Origin of the sequence: Paracoccus sp. (in: a-proteobacteria) (assembly GCF_030536915.1) — a bacterium.
Taxonomy (GTDB): domain Bacteria; phylum Pseudomonadota; class Alphaproteobacteria; order Rhodobacterales; family Rhodobacteraceae; genus Paracoccus.
On record NZ_JAUNPC010000022.1, the window covers coordinates 3219 to 26456 of the forward strand.

General features: G+C 69.7%; 29 protein-coding genes and 1 tRNA gene. 7 read left to right on the top strand and 23 right to left on the bottom strand.

Annotated elements, in window-relative coordinates; translation table 11 throughout:
* From Q4F04_RS05810 to Q4F04_RS05830, 5 genes are all read left to right on the top strand, one after another.
* A partial coding sequence (locus Q4F04_RS05810) for an amidase family protein (protein WP_303368893.1) occupies window positions 1-986 on the top strand: 986 nt, incomplete at its 5' end.
* 33 nt (window positions 987-1019) lie between these two features.
* Complete coding sequence (locus Q4F04_RS05815) at window positions 1020-1676, top strand: hypothetical protein (RefSeq protein WP_303368894.1); 657 nt, start codon at window positions 1020-1022, stop codon at window positions 1674-1676.
* A 28-nt stretch (window positions 1677-1704) separates the two neighbouring features.
* Window positions 1705-2361: an N-acetylmuramoyl-L-alanine amidase gene (locus tag Q4F04_RS05820; protein WP_303368895.1), complete on the top strand. Its 657-nt coding sequence runs from the start codon at window positions 1705-1707 to the stop codon at window positions 2359-2361.
* The gene (locus tag Q4F04_RS05825; protein ID WP_303368896.1) at window positions 2355-2690 is read left to right on the top strand and encodes a DUF952 domain-containing protein; all 336 of its coding nucleotides are present in this window, start codon (window positions 2355-2357) and stop codon (window positions 2688-2690) included. Before Q4F04_RS05820 ends, Q4F04_RS05825 begins: the two co-directional genes overlap by 7 nt.
* Window positions 2687-3751 (top strand): quinone-dependent dihydroorotate dehydrogenase, encoded by a 1065-nt coding sequence (locus Q4F04_RS05830; RefSeq protein WP_303368897.1) that lies wholly within the window; start codon window positions 2687-2689, stop codon window positions 3749-3751. Before Q4F04_RS05825 ends, Q4F04_RS05830 begins: the two co-directional genes overlap by 4 nt.
* Here Q4F04_RS05830 and cysE read toward each other — a convergent pair.
* The 23 genes from cysE to Q4F04_RS05945 all read right to left on the bottom strand — a co-directional run bounded on the left by cysE (window position 3748) and on the right by Q4F04_RS05945 (window position 21665).
* Window positions 3748-4572 carry a serine O-acetyltransferase gene (gene cysE / locus Q4F04_RS05835; protein ID WP_303368898.1) on the bottom strand — a complete coding sequence of 275 codons (825 nt, stop codon included), beginning with the start codon at window positions 4570-4572 and terminating at the stop codon, window positions 3748-3750. The two genes, Q4F04_RS05830 and cysE, sit on opposite strands and share 4 nt — an antisense overlap.
* Window positions 4573-4631: 59 nt before the next feature.
* Complete coding sequence (locus Q4F04_RS05840) at window positions 4632-5351, bottom strand: DUF2793 domain-containing protein (protein WP_303368899.1); 720 nt, start codon at window positions 5349-5351, stop codon at window positions 4632-4634.
* Window positions 5344-9216: a glycoside hydrolase/phage tail family protein gene (locus Q4F04_RS05845; RefSeq protein WP_303368900.1), complete on the bottom strand. Its 3873-nt coding sequence runs from the start codon at window positions 9214-9216 to the stop codon at window positions 5344-5346. Before Q4F04_RS05845 ends, Q4F04_RS05840 begins: the two co-directional genes overlap by 8 nt.
* 44 nt (window positions 9217-9260) lie before the next feature.
* Complete coding sequence (locus Q4F04_RS05850; RefSeq protein ID WP_303368901.1) at window positions 9261-9695, bottom strand: peptidase; 435 nt, start codon at window positions 9693-9695, stop codon at window positions 9261-9263.
* A complete protein-coding gene (locus Q4F04_RS05855) occupies window positions 9692-10528 on the bottom strand; it encodes a DUF2163 domain-containing protein (RefSeq protein WP_303368902.1) in 837 nt (278 codons plus the stop codon). Before Q4F04_RS05855 ends, Q4F04_RS05850 begins: the two co-directional genes overlap by 4 nt.
* Window positions 10525-11157 (bottom strand): DUF2460 domain-containing protein, encoded by a 633-nt coding sequence (locus Q4F04_RS05860; protein WP_303368903.1) that lies wholly within the window; start codon window positions 11155-11157, stop codon window positions 10525-10527. Before Q4F04_RS05860 ends, Q4F04_RS05855 begins: the two co-directional genes overlap by 4 nt.
* Window positions 11158-11241: 84 nt before the next feature.
* On the bottom strand, window positions 11242-11898 hold the full coding sequence (locus Q4F04_RS05865; protein ID WP_303368904.1) for a phage tail tape measure protein: 657 nt from the start codon (window positions 11896-11898) through the stop codon (window positions 11242-11244).
* A gap of 16 nt (window positions 11899-11914) precedes the next feature.
* On the bottom strand, window positions 11915-12133 hold the full coding sequence (locus Q4F04_RS05870; RefSeq protein WP_303368905.1) for a phage tail assembly chaperone: 219 nt from the start codon (window positions 12131-12133) through the stop codon (window positions 11915-11917).
* Window positions 12130-12447, bottom strand: coding sequence for a gene transfer agent family protein (locus tag Q4F04_RS05875; protein ID WP_303368906.1), 318 nt, complete (start codon window positions 12445-12447; stop codon window positions 12130-12132). Before Q4F04_RS05875 ends, Q4F04_RS05870 begins: the two co-directional genes overlap by 4 nt.
* Window positions 12444-12872 carry a phage major tail protein, TP901-1 family gene (locus Q4F04_RS05880; RefSeq protein WP_303368907.1) on the bottom strand — a complete coding sequence of 143 codons (429 nt, stop codon included), beginning with the start codon at window positions 12870-12872 and terminating at the stop codon, window positions 12444-12446. The genes Q4F04_RS05875 and Q4F04_RS05880 overlap by 4 nt, the downstream gene beginning before the upstream one ends.
* 13 nt (window positions 12873-12885) lie before the next feature.
* Complete coding sequence (locus tag Q4F04_RS05885; RefSeq protein ID WP_303368908.1) at window positions 12886-13317, bottom strand: DUF3168 domain-containing protein; 432 nt, start codon at window positions 13315-13317, stop codon at window positions 12886-12888.
* On the bottom strand, window positions 13314-13652 hold the full coding sequence (locus Q4F04_RS05890; RefSeq protein ID WP_303368909.1) for a head-tail adaptor protein: 339 nt from the start codon (window positions 13650-13652) through the stop codon (window positions 13314-13316). Before Q4F04_RS05890 ends, Q4F04_RS05885 begins: the two co-directional genes overlap by 4 nt.
* Window positions 13649-14257, bottom strand: a complete 609-nt coding sequence (locus tag Q4F04_RS05895) for a hypothetical protein (protein ID WP_303368910.1) — start codon at window positions 14255-14257, stop codon at window positions 13649-13651. The genes Q4F04_RS05890 and Q4F04_RS05895 overlap by 4 nt, the downstream gene beginning before the upstream one ends.
* Before the next feature lie 134 nt (window positions 14258-14391).
* Window positions 14392-15570 (bottom strand): phage major capsid protein, encoded by a 1179-nt coding sequence (locus tag Q4F04_RS05900; protein ID WP_303368911.1) that lies wholly within the window; start codon window positions 15568-15570, stop codon window positions 14392-14394.
* 160 nt (window positions 15571-15730) lie between these two features.
* Window positions 15731-16267, bottom strand: a complete 537-nt coding sequence (locus Q4F04_RS05905; RefSeq protein ID WP_303368933.1) for an HK97 family phage prohead protease — start codon at window positions 16265-16267, stop codon at window positions 15731-15733.
* Window positions 16268-16276: 9 nt separating this feature from the next.
* Window positions 16277-16510 carry a hypothetical protein gene (locus Q4F04_RS05910; RefSeq protein ID WP_303368912.1) on the bottom strand — a complete coding sequence of 78 codons (234 nt, stop codon included), beginning with the start codon at window positions 16508-16510 and terminating at the stop codon, window positions 16277-16279.
* 1 nt (window position 16511) lies between these two features.
* The gene (locus tag Q4F04_RS05915; protein WP_303368934.1) at window positions 16512-17702 is read right to left on the bottom strand and encodes a phage portal protein; all 1191 of its coding nucleotides are present in this window, start codon (window positions 17700-17702) and stop codon (window positions 16512-16514) included.
* A gap of 163 nt (window positions 17703-17865) precedes the next feature.
* Window positions 17866-19251: a DNA-packaging protein gene (locus tag Q4F04_RS05920; protein ID WP_303368913.1), complete on the bottom strand. Its 1386-nt coding sequence runs from the start codon at window positions 19249-19251 to the stop codon at window positions 17866-17868.
* Window positions 19163-19531, bottom strand: coding sequence for a permease (locus Q4F04_RS05925; protein WP_303368914.1), 369 nt, complete (start codon window positions 19529-19531; stop codon window positions 19163-19165). Before Q4F04_RS05925 ends, Q4F04_RS05920 begins: the two co-directional genes overlap by 89 nt.
* Window positions 19532-19997: 466 nt before the next feature.
* Complete coding sequence (locus Q4F04_RS05930; RefSeq protein ID WP_303368915.1) at window positions 19998-20318, bottom strand: DUF982 domain-containing protein; 321 nt, start codon at window positions 20316-20318, stop codon at window positions 19998-20000.
* 71 nt (window positions 20319-20389) lie between these two features.
* Complete coding sequence (locus Q4F04_RS05935) at window positions 20390-20596, bottom strand: cold-shock protein (RefSeq protein ID WP_303368916.1); 207 nt, start codon at window positions 20594-20596, stop codon at window positions 20390-20392.
* 322 nt (window positions 20597-20918) lie between these two features.
* Window positions 20919-21131, bottom strand: coding sequence for a hypothetical protein (locus Q4F04_RS05940; protein WP_303368917.1), 213 nt, complete (start codon window positions 21129-21131; stop codon window positions 20919-20921).
* A 450-nt stretch (window positions 21132-21581) separates the two neighbouring features.
* A tRNA-Tyr gene (locus Q4F04_RS05945) sits at window positions 21582-21665 on the bottom strand.
* A 109-nt stretch (window positions 21666-21774) separates the two neighbouring features.
* Here Q4F04_RS05945 and rlmB point away from each other — a divergent pair.
* Window positions 21775-22590, top strand: a complete 816-nt coding sequence (rlmB, locus tag Q4F04_RS05950; protein WP_303368918.1) for a 23S rRNA (guanosine(2251)-2'-O)-methyltransferase RlmB — start codon at window positions 21775-21777, stop codon at window positions 22588-22590.
* Window positions 22591-22811: 221 nt separating this feature from the next.
* On the top strand, window positions 22812-23192 hold the full coding sequence (locus tag Q4F04_RS05955; RefSeq protein ID WP_303368919.1) for a YHS domain-containing (seleno)protein: 381 nt from the start codon (window positions 22812-22814) through the stop codon (window positions 23190-23192).
* Window positions 23193-23238 lie beyond the last annotated feature (46 nt).

Consider the following 23238-nt stretch of genomic DNA (forward strand, 5'->3'; position numbering starts at 1 on the left):
CGGACCTGTGCCTTGCGGCGACGGGCACCGACACCGGCGGCTCGATCCGCCAGCCTGCGGCCTTCACCGGCATCGTGGGGCTGAAGCCGACCTATGGCCGTGTCAGCCGCTGGGGCACCATCGCCTTCGCCTCGTCGCTGGATCAGGCCGGGCCGATGACCAAGACGGTGCGCGACGCCGCGATCATGCTGGGCGCGATGGCCTCGGTCGACCCGAAGGATTCGACCTCCGCCAACCGCCCGGTCGAGGACTACGAGGCCGCGCTGACCGGCGACATCCGCGGGCGTCGCATCGGCATCCCCCGCGAATACCGCATGGACGGGATGCCTGCCGAGATCGAGGCGCTGTGGAAGCAGGGCGCCGAGATGCTGCGCGACGCGGGCGCCGAGATCGTGGACATCAGCCTGCCCCACACGAAATACGCCCTGCCCGCCTATTACGTCATCGCCCCGGCCGAGGCGTCGTCCAACCTCGCCCGCTATGACGGCGTCCGCTATGGCCGCCGCGCGCGTCTAGGCCAGGGCGACGGCGTCACCGAAATGTATGAAAAGACGCGCGCCGAGGGTTTCGGCTACGAAGTGCGCCGCCGCGTGATGATCGGCACCTACGTCCTGTCGGCCGGTTTCTACGACGCTTATTACAACCGCGCCCGCAAGGTCCGTGCGCTCATCAAGCGCGACTTCGACAAGATCTTCGCGGACGGCATCGACACCATCCTGACCCCCGCCACCCCTTCGGCGGCCTTCGGCCTGGGCGAGATGAAGGACGCCGATCCGGTCAGGATGTATCTCAACGACATCTTCACCGTCACGGTGAACCTTGCCGGGCTGCCGGGTCTTGCGGTCCCTGTCGGCCTCGACGCGCAGGGCCTGCCGCTGGGCCTGCAACTGATCGGCCGCCCCTGGGACGAGGGGAACCTGCTCAACCACGGCGCCGTTCTGGAACGCGCCGCGGGATTTGTCGCCAAGCCCCAACGCTGGTGGTAGGCTCGGGCGTGACGCCCCCTTGAGGAGACCTGAATGCGCGCCCTGATCCTGATCCCGCTCGTCATGCTTGCCGCCTGTTCGGGCGAGAACCAGGGCTGGAACCCGAACTACAAGGCCTTTGCAACGCCTTACGGCGACTATCTTCGCGCCCGCGAGCTTGCGCTGACCGGCCACCGCGCCGAAACGCCGCGCGTGATCCCGGTGGCCCTGCCCGCCCGCGCGCCGACCGCGGCCGAGATCGCGGGTCCCTCGCCCGTGCAGGTCCTGGAACGCGCGGTCACGCCCGCCTCGACCCAGCCGCGCCGCGTGCAGTTGCGCGGGGCTCCCGCCATCGACCCGCGCCCGCCCACGCTTCCCAGCAGCCGCGCGGTGCTGCCCAGCGAGCGGACGGTGCTGCCGCAGCCGGTCGTGACCCCGCCGCCGATGCCGTCTCGTCCCGTGGTCGTCACCACGCCGTCAAGCACGACCGTGGCGCCGGTGCAGTCGCGCCGGCTGTCCACCAATGTCCAGCCGCTTTATCCCCGCACGGCCGACGTGACCGGCGACTGCTCGGCCTATCCGACACCCGCCGCCGCCCAGAGCGCCTTCCGCAGAGAGGGAGGACCGCAGCGCGATCCCCTGGGCCTCGACCCGGACGGCGACGGCAACGCCTGCAGCTTCCGCCCGGCGGCGGTGCCGCTGCCGCGATGATCCGTCGCGCTTTGGGCGCTCTGCGCGCATGAGCCTCCCCTCGCCCAACCACGGGGAACGGCGCGGCACGCAAAGGCCCGACCTTGTCGTGATCCACTACACCGGCATGGCCGATTTCGCCTCGGCCCGCGCCCGGCTCTGCGATCCGGCAGCCGAGGTCTCGGCCCACTGGCTGATCGACGCCGACGGCACGACCGAGGCGCTGGTGCCCGAGGACCGTCGCGCTTGGCACGCAGGCGCCGGAAGCTGGCAGGGCCGCGGGGACGTGAACTCGCATTCCATCGGCATCGAGCTTGCGAATCCCGGCGACCGCCCCTTCTCGCATCCGCAGATGGTGGCGCTGGAGGCTCTGCTGGCCGCGATCATGGCGCGCTGGTCCATCCCGCCCTATCGCGTGATCGCCCATTCCGACATGGCGCCGGGCCGCAAGTCCGACCCCGGCCCGCGTTTCGACTGGGGCCGCCTCGTGCGGCAGGGCCTTGCCCTTGCTGCTGCAGAGGCCCGGCCCGACACGCCGCTCACGATCATGCTCGACCGCATCGGGTATCCAGCGGCCGATCCCGAAACCCGCCTGTCCGCCTTCCGCCTGCGCTTCTGCCCGTGGAACGAAGGCCCGGAAAACGACCTTGACCGCCGCATTGCCGCAGGCGTGCTGGCGGCCTTGCCGCTTGAGGAAACATGCTGATCTACAAGGTGTTGCGCGCCGATGAATGGGCCGCTTTGCAGGCCGAAAGGCGCAGCGGCGGCGCGCCGGTGGACGTGGCGGACGGCTACATCCACTTCTCGATGGCCGAGCAGCTTGCCGCCACCCTCGCCAAGCATTTCGCGGGCGAGGAAAACCTCACCCTCCTCGCCTGTGACGCCGAGGCGCTCGCCCCTGACCTGCGGTGGGAACCGTCGCGCGGCGGCGTCCTGTTCCCACATCTTTACCGCGAGTTGCGGCTGTCCGATGTCCGATGGCACCGCCCCATTCCGCTAGGCCCGCAAGGCCACGAACCGGGGGAACTGGCATGAGCCTGATCGAACGCGCGGGCATCGCCGCCCTTCACCGCCTGGACCCCGAACGCGCCCATGACCTGTCGCTGAAGGCGCTGGCGAGCGGCCTCGTGCCGCTGCCGGGTCAGTCCTTCACCTCGCCGCGCCTTGCCCCCTGCCTGGCCGGGCTGAGCCTGCCGAACCCGGTCGGCCTCGCTGCCGGCTACGACAAGAACGCCCGCGTGATCGGCCCGCTGATCCGCGCAGGCTTCGGCTTCGTCGAGGTCGGCGCGGCCACCCCCCGTCCCCAGCCCGGCAACCCGAAACCGAGGCTGTTCCGCCTGACCGAGGACCGCGCGATCATCAACCGCTTCGGCTTCAACAACGAGGGTGCCGAGGCCATCTGCACCCGCCTCGCCGGACATCCGCGCAGAGGCGTCCCCGTCGGCCTCAACATCGGCGCAAACAAGGACAGCCCCGACCGCGCCGCCGACTTCGCCCATGTGGCCAGCCTTGCCGCGCCCGTTGCGGATTTCCTGACGATCAACGTCAGTTCGCCCAATACCGAAAGGCTGCGCGACCTGCAGGGCGCCCGCGCCCTTGCGGCGCTGATCCAAGGCGTGATTGACGCACGAGACGCCTCGGGCGCCCGCCCGCCCGTCTTCGTCAAGATCGCCCCGGACCTTGACGACCAGGCGCTTGCCGAACTCGCCGCCGTCCTGAAGGGCAGCAGCATCGACGGCGTCATCGCCACGAATACCACGCTGACCCGCAACGGTCTGGCCTCGCGCCATGCCGGCGAGACTGGCGGCCTCTCCGGCGCACCCCTCTTCGACCTGTCAACGAGGATTCTCTCCCGCCTCTACCGCCAGCTCGGCGGCAGCCTGCCGATCATCGGCGTCGGCGGCATTTCCTCGGTCGAGCAAGCCTGGACCAAGATCGAGGCAGGCGCCTCGGCCGTCCAGCTTTACAGCGCATTGATCTACCACGGCTTCGCGCTCGCTGACCACATCGCGCGCGGCCTCGACGCCCGGCTCGCGGCCGAGAACACCACCCTCGCGCAACTGACTGGCAGCCAAGCCGAGCGCTGGGCCGCCTAGACGATCCCTTCCAGCCCCAGGATCTGCTCCATCGTGTCCGAAGGCGTGCTGCATCCCGCGTCGCCCACGATCCGCGCCGGCACCCCGGCGACCGTCTTGCAGGGCGGCACCTCGGTCAGCACGACCGAGCCCGCGGCAATGCGGCTGTGGTGCCCCACAGAGATGTTGCCCAGCACCTTGGCGCCCGCGCCGATCAGCACGCCGTCGCCGATCTTGGGATGGCGGTCGCCGTCCTCTTTCCCCGTGCCGCCCAGCGTCACCGAATGCAGCATCGACACGTCGTTGCCGACCACCGCCGTCTCGCCGATGACGATGGAATGGGCATGATCGATCATCACCCCGGTCCCGATCCGGGCAGCCGGGTGAATATCCACGCCGAAGACCTCGGAACAGCGCATCTGCACGAAATAGGCCATGTCGCGGCGGCCGTTCTGCCAAAGCCAATGCCCGATCCGGTAAGCCTGCAGCGCCTGGAAGCCCTTGAAGAACAGCATCGGCTGCATCAGCCGGTGGCAGGCCGGGTCGCGCTCATAGACCGCGCGCAGGTCGGCCTCGGCGGCGATCGCAAGCGCCGGCTCGCGCCGGTGCGCGTCGTCGGCGATCTCGCGCAGGATCTGCTCGCTCATCTCGCCGGACGCAAGCTTCAGCGAAAAGCGATAGGCCAGCGCCGCCGGGAAGGTCCGGTGGTGCAGCAGCCCCGCATGGATAAGCGCGCCCAGCAGCGGCTCGGTGGCCGCGGCCTCGGCCGCCTCGAGCTGGATCTGGTGCCAGACCGAGGCATGCACCACCTCGGGACTGTCGGCATAGGGCTGTCCGTCCATGTCGCGGTTCCTTTCGTCGCCCTTACCCATGTAAGGAAGGTTGCGGGTGACGAAAAGCCTCAGACCGGATCAGGGACGCGCAGGGCCAGCCAATGGACCGCCAGCCGCACCCGGCCGCCGGCGAAACTGCCCCCCGTGGCGGTCATCCGCAGTTCCTGCGCCGCATAGACGGCGGAAGGGGCTGACAGCAGCCCCTGCGACCAGGAATTCAGCGGCAGCCCCAGCCCCGAGCCATAACGGTTCGTCGCCCCCGTGACCCCGATCATCCAGCTTGTCAGCGTGCCCGTGACGGGCTTGATGACCCGCCCGGTCACGCCCAGGACCAGCACGTTCGCGGGGATGAACACCTCCGTGCCGACCGAGCCGCCCGCCGCGACCTCCGTCTCGCCCGCCGTGATCCCGGCGCTGAGGCCCCCACCCGTGGCCCCCAGCGTCAGCGCCCCCGGCAGCCAAGCCGTGCCGTCCCACAGCGCGCTCAGCCCTTGGTCCACGACGAAGGCCCGCTGCCCGCGCGAAGGGTCGGCAAAGACCCAGCCGCCATTCGCCCCAATGGCGATGCGCCCAGTCTGCCCCGCCCAAGGACCGCCTGCACCATAGGGCACGGCCCAGCACTGCCCATCCGTCACCGCGACCGGAGGGCTGGAAACCGAGACGCTCTGCAGCACCAGGTTCACCAGCCCGTCCAGCCGCATGAGACCGTCGTTCACCGTGACATGCTTCTGCGCCTGCGCGGGTTGCAGCAGCGGCAGCCCGCAGCGCAGCGTTGCCTGTTCAGACATGGATGTTCCTCCTGACAGACGGGCCCGGCCCGTAGATTTCTGAAAGCTGCGCCACCTCGATGGCGAAGCCGGCCCCCTGCGCCGCGCGGGTCCAGACACCCTCGGGGATGGTCCAGGCAGGCCGCGCCACTTCCTCGCGGTGCAGTTCGGTCGTGCCGCGCAGCAGACGCACGACATAGCGCTCATAGGCCTCGCCCAAGGGCACCTCGGGCGCGTCCCAATTGTCACCGCCAGTCCGGGTGCGCCGGACCCACGTCACCTCGCGGCCGTTCACCGCCAGATGACACGGGGACACCGGCCGCAGCCCTGCCCCCACCGCGACAAGGGACCGGGAACGATAGCTTTCGTCATCCGGCGACAGGCTCGACGGCCCGATCCGCCAATGCCGCAACTGCCCCCGCGCGTCCGGGTCAAGGTCCACCTGCCTCGGCGCCCCGTCCATCAGCACGACCACGCTGCCCGCAGGCCAATCCGCCGGCATCAGCGCATCCGTCCCCGCCTGCCCCCGCAGCCGCCCCGAGATCTCCCACTCGCCCGGCGCCACCAGCTTCGCCTCGGCAAACTGCATCAGCTCCCAGTTTCCGGCCGAGCCATCCCCGATCGCCAGCACGTTGCCCCCCGCCAGCAGCGCGTTGCGGGTAATGGACCGCAGGTTGCCGCCCTTGACCCGCAGCCGCAGCGCGGGCCCCCGGTCCAGAACCCCCGGCCTCGCCGCAGGCAGCGCATTCAGCGTCACCCCCATGACCGAGCGGCTCGGCAGTATCACGTTCGGCTGCCATCCGCCGTCCTCCTCGACCGAGACCCAGGCCCGCACCGCACCGGGCCACGGAGTCCCCGTCGCAGCCAGCCATGGCGCATGAGGCACCTCGGTCCCCCGCATCAGCGGCAGGTCCAGAAAGACCGGCCAGACCGGCCCCGCCGGGACATGAGGCTTCCCGCGCAGCTCGCCGGTCACGTAGGGCGCGGGCCGATAGACCCCCGGCTCGACCCGCACGGCCTCGACCAGCGTAGCGCCCGCGCGCTCGACCCTGTCGATGCGCCAGCGGTCCCCCGCCCCCGCGCCATCCGACAGCCGCACGACATCGCCCGGCCCCAGATCGGCGCGCGATGGAGGCAGCGCGAACCGCGCCGCGTCCTGCGCCACCTTCGCCTCGACCAGCCAGCGCGCGGCGACCGCGTGCCCCTCGCCCAGCGTCAGCACCATCGGCAGATCGCTGTCCGACACCGTCAGGCTCTGCCCGTCCGGCAGGGCAGCCTCGGCCGTCCGCGCGCCATAGTCGGCGCCTGCCTCGACATGGCTCAGCCGCACCCGTCCCACCATCTCGGCCAAGGGCGCGCGGGTGATCTCGAAGCCGCCGACCTCCTCGGCCACGGCAAGTTCGCCCTCGGCCAGCACCGCGTCCACCTGTCCGTCCCGCATGACAAAGCGGAGCACGCCGTCACGTTCGACCGCGTCGAAGCCATGCGCGAGCATCAGCGGCTGCAACGCCGCCCGCCCGCTCTCGGCCCCGCTGACGGCATAGCCGCGCACGACCCCATGCAGCCCGCTCACATCAAAGGCCGCAACGCCCGCACCCTCGCAGATGTCGCGCACGACATCCGCCAGCGGCACCGCGCCCGAGCGGCCGTTCAGCCAATGCCCCCGCTCCCACGCCGGCCCGTCCGACCACAGGTCGCCCCGCGCCGGGAACGCCGGATAGGGCCGAGCGTCCCAGGCCCAGACATGGGCGCGCGACAGTTCGACCATGCGCCCGCCGCCCTTCAAAGCGGGGTTGTTCGCCGGATCGGCCCAATATGAGGTCACCGCCTCGACATAGGTCGCCTGGATCGCGTCGTCCCGCCGCCCGTCCGAGAAACAGGGCAGCATCGACTCGCTGCTCATCGCGTCTAGGAACTTGTTGGGCTGGTTCGTCCCCTTGTCCAAGGCGGCGCAGCCATACTCCGTGAACCAGATCGGCTTCGACCCCGGCACCCATGCCGTCGGCTGGGCGGCACGCTGACCGTCAACCCGGTCATAATGCCAGTTCGACCACCAGCCCTTCAGGTCCTTGTAGCGCCAGATCCACGGCTCACCCTGCCCGTCCGCGATGGGGGTCCGTCGCTGCGCCAGCCGATCCTCGTCGCTAGCGTAATACCAGTCGAACCCCTCACCCCCGCAGACATTGGCGCGCAGGTAATCGGCATTGCGGATGTCACCCCAATGCGCGTCGAGATGGCTTTCGCCCTCGCGCCAGTCCGACAGCGGCATGTAATTGTCGATGCCGACGAAATCGATGTTCTCGTCGCCCCACAGCGGATCGAGGTGGAACACCGCCTCGCCTCCGCCCGGATGATGCCCGAAATACTCGGACCAGTCCGCCGCATAGCCCAGCTTGACACCCGGCCCGAGGATACCGCGCACATCCGCCGCCAGCCGCCGCAGCGCCGCGACCGCCGGATAGCCGTTCGCGCCGCGGATCTGCGTCAGCCCGATCATCTCGGACCCGATCAGGAAAGCGTCGATCCCGCCCGCCATTCGGCACAGATGCGCGTAATGCAGGATAAAGCGTCGATAGCCCCATTCCTGCGGCCCCGAATAGACGATCCGCCCGTCCCTCTCGGCGAAGTCCGAAACCGAGGCTGTCCCGAAGAACGCCGCAACCTCGGCATCCGCCACAGCCGTCCCCTGCGGCGAGTCCTTCCGCCCGGCGGCCACCGAAGTCGTGATCCGCCCCCGCCAGGGCATGACAGGCTGGTCCTTCTCCCCCGTCCAAGGATCAGGACGCCCGTTCCCGGCCATCTGCTCCATCAGGATGAAGGGATAGAACACCGCCGCCTTCCCCGAGGCGCGGATCGCCCGGATCGCCTCGACCACCGACCCATCAGCCGGAGTCCCCCCGTAGATCGACCGCCCGTCCTTCCGCACGATGGTCGCGGCCTCGGCACGCTTGATCCCGCCAGCGCGCCACGGCATCTCCTCGCCATCGATCTCGGCCTGCTCGACCTTCGGCCGCACGGTGCAGTTCCCGGCCCGCAGGTCGTCCCCAAACCACGACACAACAACCGAAACCGACCCCACCTTCGGCAACTCGCGCCCCAAGGTCGCCAGCGAGACCTGGAAATCCGTTCCCCCCATCGGCGTGTTGCGGTTGAGAATCCGCGTCTCGCCCAGCCCGAGGTCGATCGACACCTGCCGCGTCGCCAGCGCATATTCCCCTGTTCCCGGTATCAGGGCGACCGCCTGCACGTTCTCGGCCAGCGAGGCCGCCCCCGCGACTCCCCGAGTCACCTCGAAGCTCAACTGCGGCACGCGGTTGCCCCAGCGCTCCAGCGCCAGATCCTCCAGCACCACATAGGCGATGCCGCGATAGGCTGGCGCGGCCTCCCCCTCATGCGCGGCGATCACCGGGTCGGGCAGCTGCGCCTCACCCCCGCGATAAACGCGCAGGTTCAGGTCGGACGCCGCGACCTCCTCGCCATCCGCCCAGACGCGCCCCACCGACAGGATCGGCCCCTCGCACAAGGCGATGGCGAGGCTCAGCCGATAGCTGATCTCGGTCACGCGCGGACCCGAGCCCTTGCCGCCCGCCTCCTGCGTCCGGCTGATCTCGGTCACGGGAGAGGCCCAGATGACGTGCCCCGGCACCCGCATCTGCCCCCAGATACGCGGGATCGCCGTCCCCTCGCCCGCCGTCTGCAGCCGCAGCCGGTCGATGCGGCCGGTTTCCACCGACCGCGCGCCGCCGCCCAGTAGCCGCTGGTCGATCATGCGGCCCACGGTCGCGCCCACCGCGCGCCCAACGACGGCCCCGGTCAGCCCCAGCATGGTGCCGCCGAAGCCTGCGCCTACGGCAGACCCGGCCGCCGCCAAAAGGATGGTCGCCATCGCCTTCTCCAATCTGTCTTGAAATGCCGGCCCTCAGGCCCGCCTCACGGCTCGGGCCAGCGGAACTGCGCCGCGATCCGCGCCCGCCACGGGGCAGAGAGCGGGCTTTCGACGACCCCGTGCCGGTCATAAGCGTGAACGAAGCTCGCCCCCTCGCCCAGCCCCGCACGGATGCCCAGGTGCTTGGCGACGGCTCCGTCCCTCATGCGGAACAGCAGCACCTCGCCCACCGCCTCGGGCGCATCCGCTTCCACCGCCACCAGGTTCCGTAGCGCTGCCGCCAGCAAGGGCTCGCTGCCGGCCGTCTCGCCCCAGTCGGCGGTATAGGGCGGCGCGGCCTCTGGCTCGGTCCCGTAAAGTCCGCGCCAGACGCCCCGGATCAACCCGAGGCAATCCGCCCCAGCCCCTTGCGCCGAGCCCTGATGCACATAGGGCGTCCCGATCCATGCGCGCGCGATGGCAACCGCCCGCGCGTTCATCGCCGCCCCCCGTTCGCCTGGGGCGAGATCAGCCAATCTTCAGGCGGCAAATGCGGAAAGCCCCGGAAGTTGAGAAAGTTTAGGAACTTCCCCCGGCAGGTCTCGGCCCGCTTGTCGCATCCCGCCGTCAGCCGCACGCGGTCCCCCACGGCAGGCGCAGCCCCCGGAGCCGCCCACAACTCGACCGCCCTGACATCCGGCGCAGGCACGGCGTCGATCTTGACCACGCCTGCCAGCCCCTGCGCGGGCCCGTCCAGGAAGGCGATCCGTCCATGGTCGAACCACCCGGCCCGATGCGCCGGCACGCCACGCAGTTCCAGCCGCGCACCGCCCTCGTCCAGCGAGGCGATGACGCCCTCGGCCCAGAACCCTTCGCGGGTCAGGTCGAACCGGCACTGCTCATCCCCCAGCAGGGCCGAGCAGCGCGGATGATAGACTCGCCCCTGAGCCCGGTTCAAAGCCTCGGCCAAGCCCCGCAGTTCGGCCCGGAAAGCGCCCGCCGCAAAGGTGATCTCGCCCAGCGAGCCACGGAACACCAACCGCCGTAAGGCCACGTCGGTCCAGTCCACCTCCCACAGCCGCACCTCGGCGCCGTCCCAGCGGCCCGCCGCCAGATCCTCGGCGGTGATGGCGTCATCCGACAGCACTCCCTGCGCCTCGGTGTTGTCCACTGCGAGGCCAAGCCCCTGCACCAGAGCCTGCGCCGTCAGCCCCGCCTCGGGCCGGAACGCGATTCCCTCGAAGGACAGCACGCCGTCGTGGTCCGTAAACCCCAGCGTCAGTCCGTCCGAGCGCCGGACCGCCCAGGTCCGCGCAATCGTGGTCGTCGTCATGTCCGCACCTCGACCACCGGGATCTGCGGCACCTCGCCCGCTTGGAAACTCCCCACCGACACCGCAATCCGGTCGGTGTCAAAACGCACCGGCACATCGAACTCGAACCCCGCCGTGACCGGGGCATCCCGCATCGGCGCGTCCTTCAACACAATCACGCCCGCCTCGTGGTCGCAGGTGAAGTCGATCGTCTCGAACTTCTCGACCCCGCCGATTCCGACGCGCACCGTGCCTTCGACCGGCTTCACGACCGGCCGCCGATACGCCGCCGCGCCCGAGCGATAAAGCTTGCTCAACCGGAACTCGACCGTCTTCCCGTCACCCTGCCCGATCACCTGATCGTCATAGGCCACAGCCCGGCTCGGCACGCAGGACTTCCAGTCCGTCCAGTCCTTCCAGCGGAACCCGTGCAGCTGCCCCGCCCGCGCCTCGAAAAAGGCGATCAGCGCCGCCATGTCATCGAGGCTCCGCAGCCCCACCCCCGCGTCATAGCGCCTGCGCGAATGCGCCCAAGGGCTGTTGCGCTCCTCATAGCCGTTGGTCAGCGTCACGATCTCGGTCCGCCGCTCCGGCCCGCCCATCGAGCCGAAGGACAGGTCGGCCGGAAACCGCACCTCATGAAATGCCATTCGTCGCCACCTCCTCACGACCCGTATTTCTTCCTGAGCCAAATACCCTCGGGGAGCGCCGTCGAAGACGGCGGGCCCAAGCCCTCACCCGTTCCGCTCGCCACGCGAGATCACCCGCCCCAGCCGTGCCGCGATCTGGCTCTGGCTGCGCTGGAACCCGGCCACGTCCGGCGTCGTCACGTTGAACGTCACGTTCACCGGCCGCCCCCCGCCTGCCGCGGCCACGCCCAGCCGCCCGTCCGCGCCCCGCCGCAGCGGCATGATCGCCTCCGGTCCCGCCTCGCCCATCAGCCCGGTCGCCCCCCGCATCGGGAAGAACGTGGGCTGGCTGACCACGCCCCCCTTGGCGAAAGGCATCACGCGGCCTTGCGAGAAGGCCCCGCCCTCCGCAAAGGGCAGCGCGCCGCCCAGCATCCCGCCCACCCCTTGCGCCAGCGCCCCCGCCATCGCCTGCTGCACCGGCCGCATCGCCACGGCAAAGACCGTGTCCGCCATGCTCTGCGCCACGCTTTTCAGCGCGTCCGACAGCTTCACCCCGTCGAACGCCACGCCCTCGAAGGCGCGACGCAAACCCCCGCCGAAGCCCGAGGTCAGAGAGGACACCTCTCGCCCCGTCTGCCCCATGACCTGCCCCAGCCGCGAAAGTTCGGCCTCGAAGGCCGCCGTCATCCGGCCCGACTGGTCCAGGCGCTCGCCCAGACGATCGAGCCCGTCGCGGCCGAAGCCGTCCCTGTCCGCCATCCGCTCTCTCCATTGCTCAACCGTCGGGGAACTCGGCCATCAGGTCGCCCAGCCGCCCGCGAGTCATCGCGCCCGCGCCGAACTCGATCCCCAGCATCAGCGCCAGTTCCGCCGGCGTCAGGTCCCAGAACTCACGCGGCCTCAAGCCAAGCCCCCGCAGTCCCGCGCGCATCAGCCCCGGCCAGTCCAGTCCCCCCGCAGCGCGGCCAGCCTCCCCGCCGCCCGCGCCGCTCATCCCGCCCCGTGGAAGGCGCGCGCGATCAACTCGGCCGCGACCCGGGCCGCGCCGACCGGCCCGCCCTCCACCTCCACCACCATCAGGTCCGGCGCGTCGCCCTGCCACCCACCACCGAGCAGTCCCGCGACCAGCACGGCGATCACGTCGCGGCTGGAAAACCGCCCGCTCTCGAATCGCTCGATCACGCCCAGCAGGCTGTCCGCGCCCAGTTCCGCCTCCAGCGCCGCCAGCGCCCCCAGCGTCAGCCGGGCGACATGGCGCTGGCCGTCCAGCACCACCGCCACCTCGCCCCGATGCGGGTTCACGCTCACGGCTCGACCACCGCCACGGCCAGGAAGCCCAGCGCCCCGGCGGATGCGAGCGACATCTCATAGGTCGCCTCGCCGTTGTAGCTGCCCGCATATTCCAGCCCGGTGATCTGGAACGGTCCCTCGACCGTCCCGAAGCCGGGGATCACCACCTGGAACCGCGGCACCTCGCCGTCGAAGAAGGCCTGCCGCGCCCGCGCATCCGTCGCCTCGTCGCGGAAGACCCCCGATCCCGAAATCGAGGCCGACCGCACCCCCGCGCCGCCCAGCAGCTCGCGCCAGCCGCCCTCGCTCGCGACCGAGGTCACGTCGATGGTTTCCGCGTTGAACGCCAGCCGCGTCGCCCGCAGCCCGGCGACAGTGGCAAAGCTGCCATCGCCCGTCATGTCCATCTTGATCAGCAGGTCGCGCCCGTTCTTCACCGCCATCACCCAGTCCTCCTCATGCCACCTTCAGGCCCAGGTCGATGCGCGCGCGGAACGTCATGTCCACGCGGCGCCCCGAGCCGCCATCCGCCCGCCGCGCCCGCGCGCCGACGAACCACAACCCGGCCAGATGGCCGGTCGAAAGCGAAAGCGCGCCGTCCTCCAGCGCCTCGACCACCGCGGCGGCTGCCTCCTTGACCGGGGCGAAGCCGCCCCGGTCCTCTGCCCCTGACAGCACCGAGACGACAAAGTCGTGCTGCGCCCCGCCGCCCGTCATGTCGCCCGCATCGGCCACATCCTCGGGCCCCAGCGCCACATGGGTTCCGCTGGGCGGAGCCGCCGGCATCGCGTCGAAGATCGCGTCGCCCACTAGTCCGGCCAGCGCCGCATCGGCCCGCAACGCCTGATAAACCGCAGCCTGCAAGGCCACGGATGCGTGGAAACTCATGTCAGCCCTTCCTCTCTTGCCCGGCATTCCAGCCACAGCCCGGCAGAGCCTGCCTCGGCCACCGCCTCGATGCGGAAGACGCGCCCGCCCATGCGGAACCGCTGACCCGCACCCGGCCTGCGCGGATCGCCCGCCCGCGCCGCGCGCACCGTGATCCGCCAAGGCACCACGCTTTCCGCCCCGACCTCGCCCTGCCGCTCTGCGCCAGACCCCGCCCGCATCTGCGCGTAAAGGATGCCCAGCGCCCGCCATTCCATCCGGTAGCCGCCCATGCCGTCGGCCACCCGCTCGGGCCGTTCCAGCACCAGCGGGATCGTCGCCTTGGGCGCGCTCATGCCCGGCCTCCCCGGCCCGCGAGGATCCGCACGGCCCGCCAGCGCTCGATCAGTGCGCCCACCCCATGCGGCAACGCCAGTTGCGTGCCGTCGAAGCCCCGGTCTTCGTAATAGCGCGCGGCCAGCATCATCACCGCCTGCGCCAGATCGCCCGGCACCCGGTCCCAGCTTGTCCCGAAGCCCGCCGCGAAGCGCACCGTGACATGGCCGCCTATCGGCACCGGGGGCAGGCTGGACCCGACCGGAGCCAGGATCGGCCGCTGGTGGTCCGGCACAAGCCGCCACAGGCCCGCCGGCACATCGGTCACGGCACCGTCGCGGTCGGTCATCTCGACCGTCTCGACCGACAGCGCCGGGGCCAGCGGCAGCGGCTGGCCGCAGGGATCGCGCCAGTCCTCCAACCTCATGCGGAAGATCCGCGTCAGCAGCACCTTGCCGGTGCGCGCCTCGACCGTGGCGATAGCGGCGCGCAGGAATCCCGCCAGCGCCGCATCCTCGGTCGCATCCTCGACCGGCTCGAACCCCGATCCCATCCGCAGGTGGCCCCGCAGCGCGGCGACGGGCAGCGATGCCTGTGCCGGTGCGGTTTCCTCGACGAGCAACATTCCTGAAACCTCCCGTTCCGATGGCAAGCGCTGGTGAAAAGGCGGGGCCGCGGCGCGGCCGCAGGCCACAGCGCGCGCGGACAGTGGCTGTGCCGGTCTGGCCGGCAGCCTTCCGCGGCCCCTCCCCGCCGTCCTCAAGCGCCCATGTGCAGCATCTTGTAGGCGCGGGGATCGACGACCGTGCCGCCGACGCGCTTGGTCGCGTAGAACAGCACATGCGGCTTGGCCGAGTAGGGATCGCGCAGGACGCGCAGATCGGGACGCTCGGCGATGGTATAGGCCTTGCGGAAGTCACCGAAGGCGACCGTCTTCGCCCCCGGCCCCGGCGCGGGCATGTCTTCGCAGACCAGCACCGGATAGCCCAGAAGCCGGGCGGGCTCGCCCGCCGCCAGCCCGTCCGACCACAGGTAGCGGCCGTCGCCGTCGCGCAGGCGGCGCACCATACCCGCCAGGCGGCTGTTCATCACCCAAGTGGCGTTGGCGCGGTAGCCCGCGCCCAGCGCATAGACCATGTCGATCAGCGCATTGGCCGGGGCCGAGGCCGCGAAGTCGCCGGAAACGCCCGTCGGCACGAAGCCCACCTGCGCCTCGGTCGCGGTGGCGAGGGGCGCGAAGGTCTGGTTCAGCAGGCCGCGCGGCTTGTCCACCCCGTTGCCGGTGATGAAAGCGGCGGACTCGGCGCGGGCGAACTTTTCCGCGATACGCTCGGCCAGCCAAGTTTCCAGGTCGAAGGACGCGTCGTCCAGCAACCGCTGCGTGGCCTTCGGCATCGCCGCCAGCTCGTGCAGCGGGATCGAGATCTTCTCAAGCTGCGGCGTGTCGCTTTCCACCGTGGCGGTCACTTCCGAGGCCCAGCCCGCGCCGATGTCGGTCTTGTCCATCAGCACTTCGTAGGTCGATGACTCCACCTGCACGACGGTTGCCAGCGACCGCAGCGAGCCGGTCGTGCGCAGAACCGCCTGCACGGCTTCCGAAATCGTCGGCGCCGCCAGGTAGCCGCCGTCGGTGCCCGAGGCCATGGCCTTTTCCTCCAGCGCCAGGCTGCGCAGGGCGCTGTCGTCGCCGCGGCGCAGATAGGCCGCGAAGGCCTTTTGGTGCGGCGCCTCGGTCTCGGCGGCCTGCGACAGGGGCGAGCGGCCCCGGAAGGCGGTCTTGCGGTCCAGCATGGTCATGCGTTTGTCCTGTGCTTGCAGTTTGTCTTCGACATTCTCGCGGAAGGTCTTCAGTTCGCTCACGAACTCGGCCATCGCGCCCTTCAGCCCGGCGGGCATCCCGCTGCCGCAGGCCTCCGCGCCGGTCGTTGCCTCAGTCATTGCCGTCTCTCCTCGTCAGAAAAGGCGGCAGGGCCTCCCCCGCCCAGCCGCCTGCCGCCGGCGCGGACCTTCGCCCGGCCGTTCCTTCACGCGCCCGGGCGGCGGGTCCAAGGCGCCCCGCGCCCCGTCGTCCCACCGCCCCGCCACGATCCCGTTGTCTTCAGCCCCGCAGCACGGCCGAGGCTGCCCGCAGCGCTTGGGCCAGCGCCTCGCCGGTGTCGCTGTCCTTCGACTTCTTCCCGACCTTGGCCTCGCGCAACATCGGGAAGGTCACGAGCGAAACCTCCCACAACTCGACCTCAGTCAGCACCCGCCGCCCCTCACGGTCACGGTCGGCCCGCACGGTGCGATAGCCGATGGACAGCCCGTCGATGGCCCCCGCCGCGATCAGCGCCGCCGCTTCGCGCGCCTGCGCCACCTCGGGCAGAAGCCGGCCCCGGACCCACAGACCCCGGCCGTCCTCGCGGATCTCCTCCCAGATGCCGATGGGCTGGCCCGGATCGTGCTGCCACAGCATCCGCACCTTGTCCCCCCGCGCCGCCAGCCGTGCCAGGCTCGCCGCGTAAGCGCCCTGAGCCACGATGTCGCCGCCCTGATCCGCCACCCCGAACAGGCTCGCGTAGCCCTCGATCACGTGCCCCTCGGTCAGCACCGGCGCGCCGCCCGCGAACTTCAGCTCAAGCCCCAGATCGTCCATCCGCATCCCTCAGACCCCTTTTTCCGCGAATTGCAGAATCGACTGGATCGCCTGCGTCAGGATCACGGCGATGACGCCGTAGACCGTCATCCACAGCCGTCCCTCCAGCCCCTCGATCAGCGCCTCGATGCGTTCCAGCCGCTTGTCCACCTGCCCGAACTGCAGCGCCATGATGCGCTCCTGCGCCTCCAGCTTCTGCTCGTGCCAGCCCGAGCGGCGGTCGATGAACTTCGACCCCTCCATCTCAGCCCTCCGCGACCGGAGGCAGCCCCAGCGCCGCCCGCTTCTCGGCATCCGTCAGGAACCCCGCCGCGCCTACACGCGCCCAATGCTGGTCCCGCTCCTCGGCCAGCGCCGGGATCTGGTCGAGGTCCGGCTTCAGGTCGATCTCGACCCCCAGATGCTCGGACAGCCACCAAGCCACCCCCGCCGCGACCCGCGTCGCCAGCGGCAGCACCGTCAGCCGGTAAAAGGCCCGGTGGGCCTCGGCGTAATTGGCATAGGTCGCATCCCCCGGTATCCCGATCAGCATCGGCGGCACCCCGAAAGCCATGGCGATCTCGCGCGCCGCCGCCAGCTTGGTCTCGTGGAACTCCATGTCCGACGGCGAGAACCCCATCGGCTTCCAATCGAGCCCCCCCTCCAGCAGCATCGGGCGGCCCGCATTCCGCGCGCCCTGATGATGCTGCTCCATCTCGCTGACCAGCCGGTCATACTGGTCGGGGCTCAGCACCCCCTGCCCGTCCGCGCCCCTGTAGATGATCGCGCCCGAGGGCCGCGCCGCATTGTCCAGCAGCGCCCGCGACCACGCGCTGGCCGAGTTATGGACATCCACCGCCACCGCCGCCGCCTGCATGGGCGACAGCCCGTAATGGTCATCCGTCGGATGAAAGCTTCGGATATGGCAGATCGGATCGGGCGAGCCGGTCATGTCGAACCGATGCTTCCGCCCGCCCACCGCATATTCGTAAGCCACGGGCCAGCCATCCGCCCCCGGCACCACGCTCATGCGGTCGGACCGCAGGACATGCAGCTCCCCCGGCAACCCCGAGGCGCCCACATCCACCGCCTCAAGAAACCCGTTCCCCGAAAGCAAAATCTGCCCGAACAGCGCCTCGAACAGTTCGGCCCGGCCCTGCCCCGGATTGGGCCGCCGCATCAGGTCCAGCACCGGATGGACGTCATAGCGCCGTTCCGAGTCCTGACAGACCAGCGGCACCGCCGCCGCCGCCTCGGCCACCAGCTTCACCGCCCGGAACCCCACCGGGTTCCCGACAAAGCCGCCCCGCGTCAGCGCCCCCATGTCGCGCGCGCCCCACAGCGCCCGCCCCGCGCCCTGCGCCGCCATCACCTTCCCGGCAGCACTCGCCTTGACCTCGACGACCGCCGCAACCGGCGCCACCCTCGCCTCGACCGCCCCTTCAGGGGCGCCCATGCCTTCCTGCGGCCCGCGCCGCCCGAACCACCGCATCGCCATGCGTGCCTCCTGACCCAAAGAAAAAGGGCCGCCCCCACGGACGACCCCTTCGATCCTGCCAATGCCCCGAAAGCTTCTTCTTGGCCTAAATACCCATTCAACGGCGCAGCAATGCGCTCCGCTACAGCCCCCGAACCTGAGGCCGCCGATAGCTCGCGGCAGGCTCGACCATCAGCTCATGGACCGCCCAGACCAGCGCATCAAGCCGATCAGGGCTGCCCCTCCCCTCGAACCCCCGCACCGTCATCCGGCACATCTGGTCCTCCAAGGCCCCCAGCCCGCCCGAACCCAGGTGCTTCACCCGCCCCTGCTCATACAGCGCCGCCACCGGCTCGGCCCGCAGCCCCTTGCCGCGACCGGCGCGCAAGGCCCGGAACGGCACCAGAGGATCCACCTGCCGGATCACGCTCTCGACCAGATCACCGCCCTGGTTGACCTCGGCCACCAACCGCTCGGCCCCATGCCGCTCAACCGCCGCGATCGCCGCCCGCGCCCAGTCCAAAGGCCCGCCCCGTACCGAGGCATCCTCCAGCACGAACGCCCGCCACTCCTGCGGCGGCCCCTCGCAGACGACCCCCGCGACCACGATCCCGCACTCGTCGCTGGCAGCCCCAGACGTCACCGCCGGGTCCACCGCCACCACCACCCGATCCAGCGCGGGCGCCGCATCCACCCGGCAGCCCTCCAGCATCGCCGTCGTCCACAGCGCCCCCTCAACGTCGTCCAGCAGCACGCCCTCCAGCTCCTGCCACCCCAGCCGCGTCCCGGCATAGCGCGCCTGAACCTCGGCGAGGAAGCTTTCCGCCAGATAGGCCCGGTTCGCATCCGTCGGCGCGTGCGTCACCACCGTCGAGGCATTCCGCAGGATCGCCTTCAGCACCCCCACGTTGCGCGGAGTCGTCGTGACCACCTGCTGCGGGTTCTCCCCCAGCCGCAGCGCGAACTGTAGCATGTCCCAGGTGTCCTCGGCCTTCTTCCACTTGGCCAGTTCATCCACCCAGGCCGCGTCGAACTGAGGCCCCCGCAGCGCCTCAGGCTCATGCGCCGAATAGACCGTGGCCGTCGCCCCGTTGGGCCAGACGAGCCGCCGCCGCCCCGCCTCCCACACCGGCCGCCGGTCCGGTGGACAGCAGGCCAGAATTCCCGAGTCCCCCATCACCATCACATCGCGCCCTTGGTCGAAGGTCTCGGCCACCAGCGCCACGCGCCGCGCCCGCCCCGGCGCGTCAAACGTAGCCCCCTCGACCTGCGCACGCACCCATTCGGACCCCGCGCGGGTCTTGCCCGCGCCGCGCCCGCCCATGATCACCCAGGACTTCCAGTCGCCCGCGGGGGGCAACTGGTGCGGCAGGGCCCAGAACTCGAACAGCCACGGCAGGCTGGCCAGCGCGTTGTCCGACAGCCCGGAAATGAAGGCGTCAACCTCCCCCGGCCCGGCGCAGGCAAGCCAGGCGGCGCCCGATCTCGTCTCGTGCGGCGGCAAGGTCGAGGCGGCCGGCCCCGACATCTCCGGCGACTTCCTTGCGAAGCTTGTCAACTCGGTTCCTTTCCTCCAGCACCAACTGGGTCGCGACCCGCAGGTCGCGCACCAGCCTCGCGGTGTCCTTGACGTCCTCGGTGCTGCCGCCCCGCAGCCCGATCCTCAGCCTGTGCAGCTCCTCGGCCACTTCGCGAAACATCTCGCCCGCGACGTCGATTGCCTCGCCCGCGCCAAGCTCCCCCTCGTTCCCCCCGGCAACGAACGGTCCCGCCAGGGGTTCGCCCCCCGGCTCGAAGCTCATGTCCATGTTGTTGATGCCCTGCCCCCGGTGCCTGTCCGCACGAGCAAGAAACGAAAAAGCGGCCCAAGGTCTCACCGACCCGGCCGCTTGCCCACCTCTTCCAGCATGTCGAATGTATATCCGAGACCGTTCGCAAAGTCAATCCGCAACACAGCTTCGGCAGGCGCCTTTTAGATCTTTAAATAATTATTACAATTACTTATACCACGCAACACCCCACCGCACAGCACGCAACACTGCCTCTCCGCGGCAAGGAATAAGTCGCAGAATCCATCCCGGAATGTAGCGTGACAGCGATTTCTGCAGTCTTTGACAGCCAGTCCCGGCCCAAGGTCCGAACCGCCGCCGGATTCATCTGCTGTCAGAATGATCGCCTTCTGAACCAATGCAGCGGGTCCGGCAAAGCCGATGCCCATGAACTCAGTCAAGGACTTATCATCCGACGGCAAGCCGGACCTTCAGCGCCGCTGTATCAAGCAGCGACTGCTCGCGCAGCCTGACCCATATGGGTTGCGGGCACGAACCCGGCGCTCTTCGCCGCCGAGATGAAGGCCCGGCGCGCGGTGCCGACAGAAGCCAGGCACTCCATGGCCGCTTCCACCTGGTGCAGCGCACGGTCACGGGCATGGTCCGACACCGGCCATTTCTTCCGCAGCCAGTATCGGGCCTGCTCGGCCGTGGTGATTTCCTGGATGTCGCCATTCGGCGACATGACAAAGGACAGGGGCTTGCCCCAGTTAATTTCAATCAACGTCAGTTCTTTCGTGAAGAGGCGAGTTCCGGCGCGTCGCAACGCTGCCGGCTCTCAGGGAAGGCGGGCCTGCCCAAGGGCGGCCCAGACTTCAGGATGTCGCAGATTGTCGCTTAGGTGAGAACGAGGTTCACCGCCGACTCGCGCCCGTTGCGGTCACGTTCCATATCGAACGAGGCCGTCTGGCCGTCGTTCAGCTGGTGGATGCCGGCATGTTCAAGCGCGGACACATGAACGAACACGTCCTTCGATCCGCTTTCGGGCTGGATAAAGCCGAAGCTCTTGATGGCGTTGAACCATTTTACGGTGCCATTGGCCATCGTGATATTCCTTTCATCAATGTCGCCCGTATGATGCAGCGACCCGGCAAAGCTGAAGATCGAGAGCTGAGCCGGAAGGAACAGGTTCGAAAAAAGTGTTGCTGAACCGAGATGGGCAGTTGTCGCTCGTCTTGCAAGGGCTTGCAGGAGCTTCCCCGCCTTTCAGGTCAGGAATGGAAGCATGGGCGGTATCGGGCACAGACCGCAAGGTGGGGCGAAGAACCTGGGCACAACCCTGGAACTGGCACGAGCGGCGATCGGCCCTCAGATGATTCGGGTGGCCCCACATGATCGCCGGCGGTCGGGCAACGGTGAGAAAGGCTTATCGCGCCACTTTCCGCTGCGTCTGCGCCCGGGCCACGGGTTTGGCCGCGCGCTCCGCAGCCTCTTTCCGCAGGCGCGCCGACCGAAGGCGGGCAGTCTGCTGCTGGCGCCGTGCGGTTTCAGCCGCGATGATCTCGCGCGCAATCCGATCCGTGACATCGGCACGGGTTGCCTGCCGCGCGGCGCGGGAAAGCGTGTCGGTGGAACTCATGAACAGGATCCTTTCATTGATGGGATTGCTTGCATCCCGGCAAGCAACGAGCCGGCACTGTTTGTCAGGCAGGCCTCAAGGTGCATTTCAGGGTGCAGATAGAGTACGAACCCGCCCCCGCACCCAAGGTTGCGCAAAACCCGCGTCAAACGAGTGTCTGTCCGAGGGGCTCAGTTGCGCAAATCGCATGAGGACTGACCTGCGCCTGGTCGCGCAAGACCTCATCTGCAAGGCTGTCACGCATAGTTCGTTCGGGATGGCCTTTTTCCCATGCGACATGGGCAACGCCAGCCTGCGACCCGAAGCCCGCGCCTTCATCGGCAGCGGTATGCTTCAGCTTCTCGCTGCTTCATGATTCTTGCAGAAGGAATGCCTTCAAGGCGCTTGCAGGCTGATGCCTGCACACCCCATCCTAGAATGTGCCACGCCACCAACCCGCTGAAGGGAAAATGGTGGGCGACCCTGGAATCGAACCAGGCATGGGTCTCCCCGGCGGAGTTACAGTCCGCTGCCGCACCTTGCAGCACGTCGCCCGACGCCGGGGGTGATTAGCCCCGGCGCGGACGCTGGTCAAGCGCTTCCGCACCGGCGCGCTTGCATCCCGCCCCGGCCCGCTGCAATCACCCGGTGGACAGGAGCGATCATGACCAACCCCCCCCGCCCCGCCCGGCCGAAGAAACCCGCCTGGGTCATCGACAAGGAACGCGCGAAACGCGCCGCCGCGGCCGAGACGCTGTGGCTGTTCGGGTTGCACGCGGTCCGGGACGCGCTGATGAACCCTGCCCGCACCCGGTTGCGGCTGGTGCTGACGCGCAATGCCGCCGACCGGCTGGCCGATGCCCTCGCGGCTTCGGGAATGACGCCGGAAATCGTCGATGCCCGCGTCTTCGACCGCGAAGTGCCGCTGGCCCCCGACAGCGTCCATCAGGGTGCTGCGGTCGAGGTCAGGCCGCTGGGCTGGGGCAGGCTGGCCGATGTCGCCACCAGGGGCCCCGAGGGCATCCGGCCGCTGGTCGTGGCGCTGGACCGGGTGACCGATCCGCACAATGTCGGCGCCATCCTGCGATCGGCCGAGGTCTTCGGGGCGCGGGCCGTCATCGCCACCGCCCGCCATGCCGCGCCGGAAACCGGGGCGCTGGCCAAGACGGCCTCGGGGGCGCTGGAACGCCAACCCTATCTGCGGGTCACGAACCTCGCCGAGGCGCTGATTGAACTGAAGGACATGGGCTATGTCGTCCTGGGTCTTGACGGCACGGGCGATGCGGCGCTGCCCGAGGCGCTGGCGGACCTGCGGGGCCGCGCGATCTGCCTTGTGCTGGGCGCCGAGGGACCGGGCTTGCGGGAAAAGACGCGGGAAACCTGCGACCGGGTGGTGCGGATACCTTCCGCCGCCGGCTTCGGGTCGCTCAACGTGTCGAATGCGGCGGCCATTGCGCTGTATGCCGCAAGCACAGGTTGATCGCGTCATGCGCGAGTGTTGCGGGGGGGCCGCACGGCTCGTCACGTTGCGGCGAGCCGGGGCGGCGCGGCGTTGCGCGGCGGCCATCGCGATGCGACATCGACCGCATGTCCTTTGTCGATCGTCATTTCCAGCCCCGGCCTGCCCCCCTGCCCCGATCGGCTTTGCGGCGACCGCCGCGCCCTGCCCGGCCGCTTCTGGCGCTGCTTGCGGCCGCCGCCATGGCCGCCGCGCCGCTGGGCCCGGCGCAGGCGCAGGCGCTGGGCGGCATGGACGCGGTCAGCCTGCGCGACGCGGGCCGGGTCGTCGGCGGCGAGCCCTCGATCTCGACCCACTGGAAAGGGCATGAATGGCGCTTCGCCAATGAGGCCAACCGCGCCACCTTCGAGGCCAATCCCCGCGCCTATGCCCCCGGCTTCGGCGGCAACTGCCCCGTGGCCCTGTCGGAAGGAGAGCGCCGCCCCGGCCGGCCGGACCTGTTCGTCGTCATCGGCCAGACGCTTTACCTGACCAGCTCGCCCCAAGCGCGACAGCAGCTTGGCGACGACCCGCATGGCGTGCTGGACCGCGCCGCCAGCCAGTGGAAACGCCTTGGCCGATAAATCTTCACGTTTTCGCGAGAAGGTTGGAACTTTGGCGGAATGATGC

Excerpts from the sequence above, each read along its gene's own strand:
- Q4F04_RS05840 (WP_303368899.1), bottom strand. The coding sequence starts at position 5,351 with ATGTCTGAACAGGCAACGCTGCGCTGCGGGCTGCCGCTGCTGCAACCC.
- Q4F04_RS05885 (WP_303368908.1), bottom strand. The coding sequence starts at position 13,317 with ATGAGTTTCCACGCATCCGTGGCCTTGCAGGCTGCGGTTTATCAGGCG.
- Q4F04_RS05825 (WP_303368896.1), top strand. The coding sequence starts at position 2,355 with ATGCTGATCTACAAGGTGTTGCGCGCCGATGAATGGGCCGCTTTGCAG.
- Q4F04_RS05820 (WP_303368895.1), top strand. The coding sequence starts at position 1,705 with ATGAGCCTCCCCTCGCCCAACCACGGGGAACGGCGCGGCACGCAAAGG.
- Q4F04_RS05935 (WP_303368916.1), bottom strand. The coding sequence starts at position 20,596 with ATGGCCAATGGCACCGTAAAATGGTTCAACGCCATCAAGAGCTTCGGC.
- Q4F04_RS05870 (WP_303368905.1), bottom strand. The coding sequence starts at position 12,133 with ATGAGCGGCGCGGGCGGCGGGGAGGCTGGCCGCGCTGCGGGGGGACTG.
- Q4F04_RS05845 (WP_303368900.1), bottom strand. The coding sequence starts at position 9,216 with ATGGCGACCATCCTTTTGGCGGCGGCCGGGTCTGCCGTAGGCGCAGGC.
- Q4F04_RS05915 (WP_303368934.1), bottom strand. The coding sequence starts at position 17,702 with ATGGGCGCCCCTGAAGGGGCGGTCGAGGCGAGGGTGGCGCCGGTTGCG.
- Q4F04_RS05815 (WP_303368894.1), top strand. The coding sequence starts at position 1,020 with ATGCGCGCCCTGATCCTGATCCCGCTCGTCATGCTTGCCGCCTGTTCG.
- Q4F04_RS05955 (WP_303368919.1), top strand. The coding sequence starts at position 22,812 with ATGGCCGCCGCGCCGCTGGGCCCGGCGCAGGCGCAGGCGCTGGGCGGC.
- Q4F04_RS05900 (WP_303368911.1), bottom strand. The coding sequence starts at position 15,570 with ATGACTGAGGCAACGACCGGCGCGGAGGCCTGCGGCAGCGGGATGCCC.
- Q4F04_RS05855 (WP_303368902.1), bottom strand. The coding sequence starts at position 10,528 with ATGACGACGACCACGATTGCGCGGACCTGGGCGGTCCGGCGCTCGGAC.
- rlmB (WP_303368918.1), top strand. The coding sequence starts at position 21,775 with ATGACCAACCCCCCCCGCCCCGCCCGGCCGAAGAAACCCGCCTGGGTC.
- Q4F04_RS05905 (WP_303368933.1), bottom strand. The coding sequence starts at position 16,267 with ATGGACGATCTGGGGCTTGAGCTGAAGTTCGCGGGCGGCGCGCCGGTG.
- Q4F04_RS05830 (WP_303368897.1), top strand. The coding sequence starts at position 2,687 with ATGAGCCTGATCGAACGCGCGGGCATCGCCGCCCTTCACCGCCTGGAC.
- Q4F04_RS05895 (WP_303368910.1), bottom strand. The coding sequence starts at position 14,257 with ATGTTGCTCGTCGAGGAAACCGCACCGGCACAGGCATCGCTGCCCGTC.
- Q4F04_RS05865 (WP_303368904.1), bottom strand. The coding sequence starts at position 11,898 with ATGGCGGACAGGGACGGCTTCGGCCGCGACGGGCTCGATCGTCTGGGC.
- Q4F04_RS05925 (WP_303368914.1), bottom strand. The coding sequence starts at position 19,531 with ATGGACATGAGCTTCGAGCCGGGGGGCGAACCCCTGGCGGGACCGTTC.
- Q4F04_RS05910 (WP_303368912.1), bottom strand. The coding sequence starts at position 16,510 with ATGGAGGGGTCGAAGTTCATCGACCGCCGCTCGGGCTGGCACGAGCAG.
- cysE (WP_303368898.1), bottom strand. The coding sequence starts at position 4,572 with ATGGACGGACAGCCCTATGCCGACAGTCCCGAGGTGGTGCATGCCTCG.
- Q4F04_RS05890 (WP_303368909.1), bottom strand. The coding sequence starts at position 13,652 with ATGAGCGCGCCCAAGGCGACGATCCCGCTGGTGCTGGAACGGCCCGAG.
- Q4F04_RS05850 (WP_303368901.1), bottom strand. The coding sequence starts at position 9,695 with ATGAACGCGCGGGCGGTTGCCATCGCGCGCGCATGGATCGGGACGCCC.
- Q4F04_RS05860 (WP_303368903.1), bottom strand. The coding sequence starts at position 11,157 with ATGGCATTTCATGAGGTGCGGTTTCCGGCCGACCTGTCCTTCGGCTCG.
- Q4F04_RS05880 (WP_303368907.1), bottom strand. The coding sequence starts at position 12,872 with ATGGCGGTGAAGAACGGGCGCGACCTGCTGATCAAGATGGACATGACG.
- Q4F04_RS05920 (WP_303368913.1), bottom strand. The coding sequence starts at position 19,251 with ATGTCGGGGCCGGCCGCCTCGACCTTGCCGCCGCACGAGACGAGATCG.
- Q4F04_RS05940 (WP_303368917.1), bottom strand. The coding sequence starts at position 21,131 with ATGAGTTCCACCGACACGCTTTCCCGCGCCGCGCGGCAGGCAACCCGT.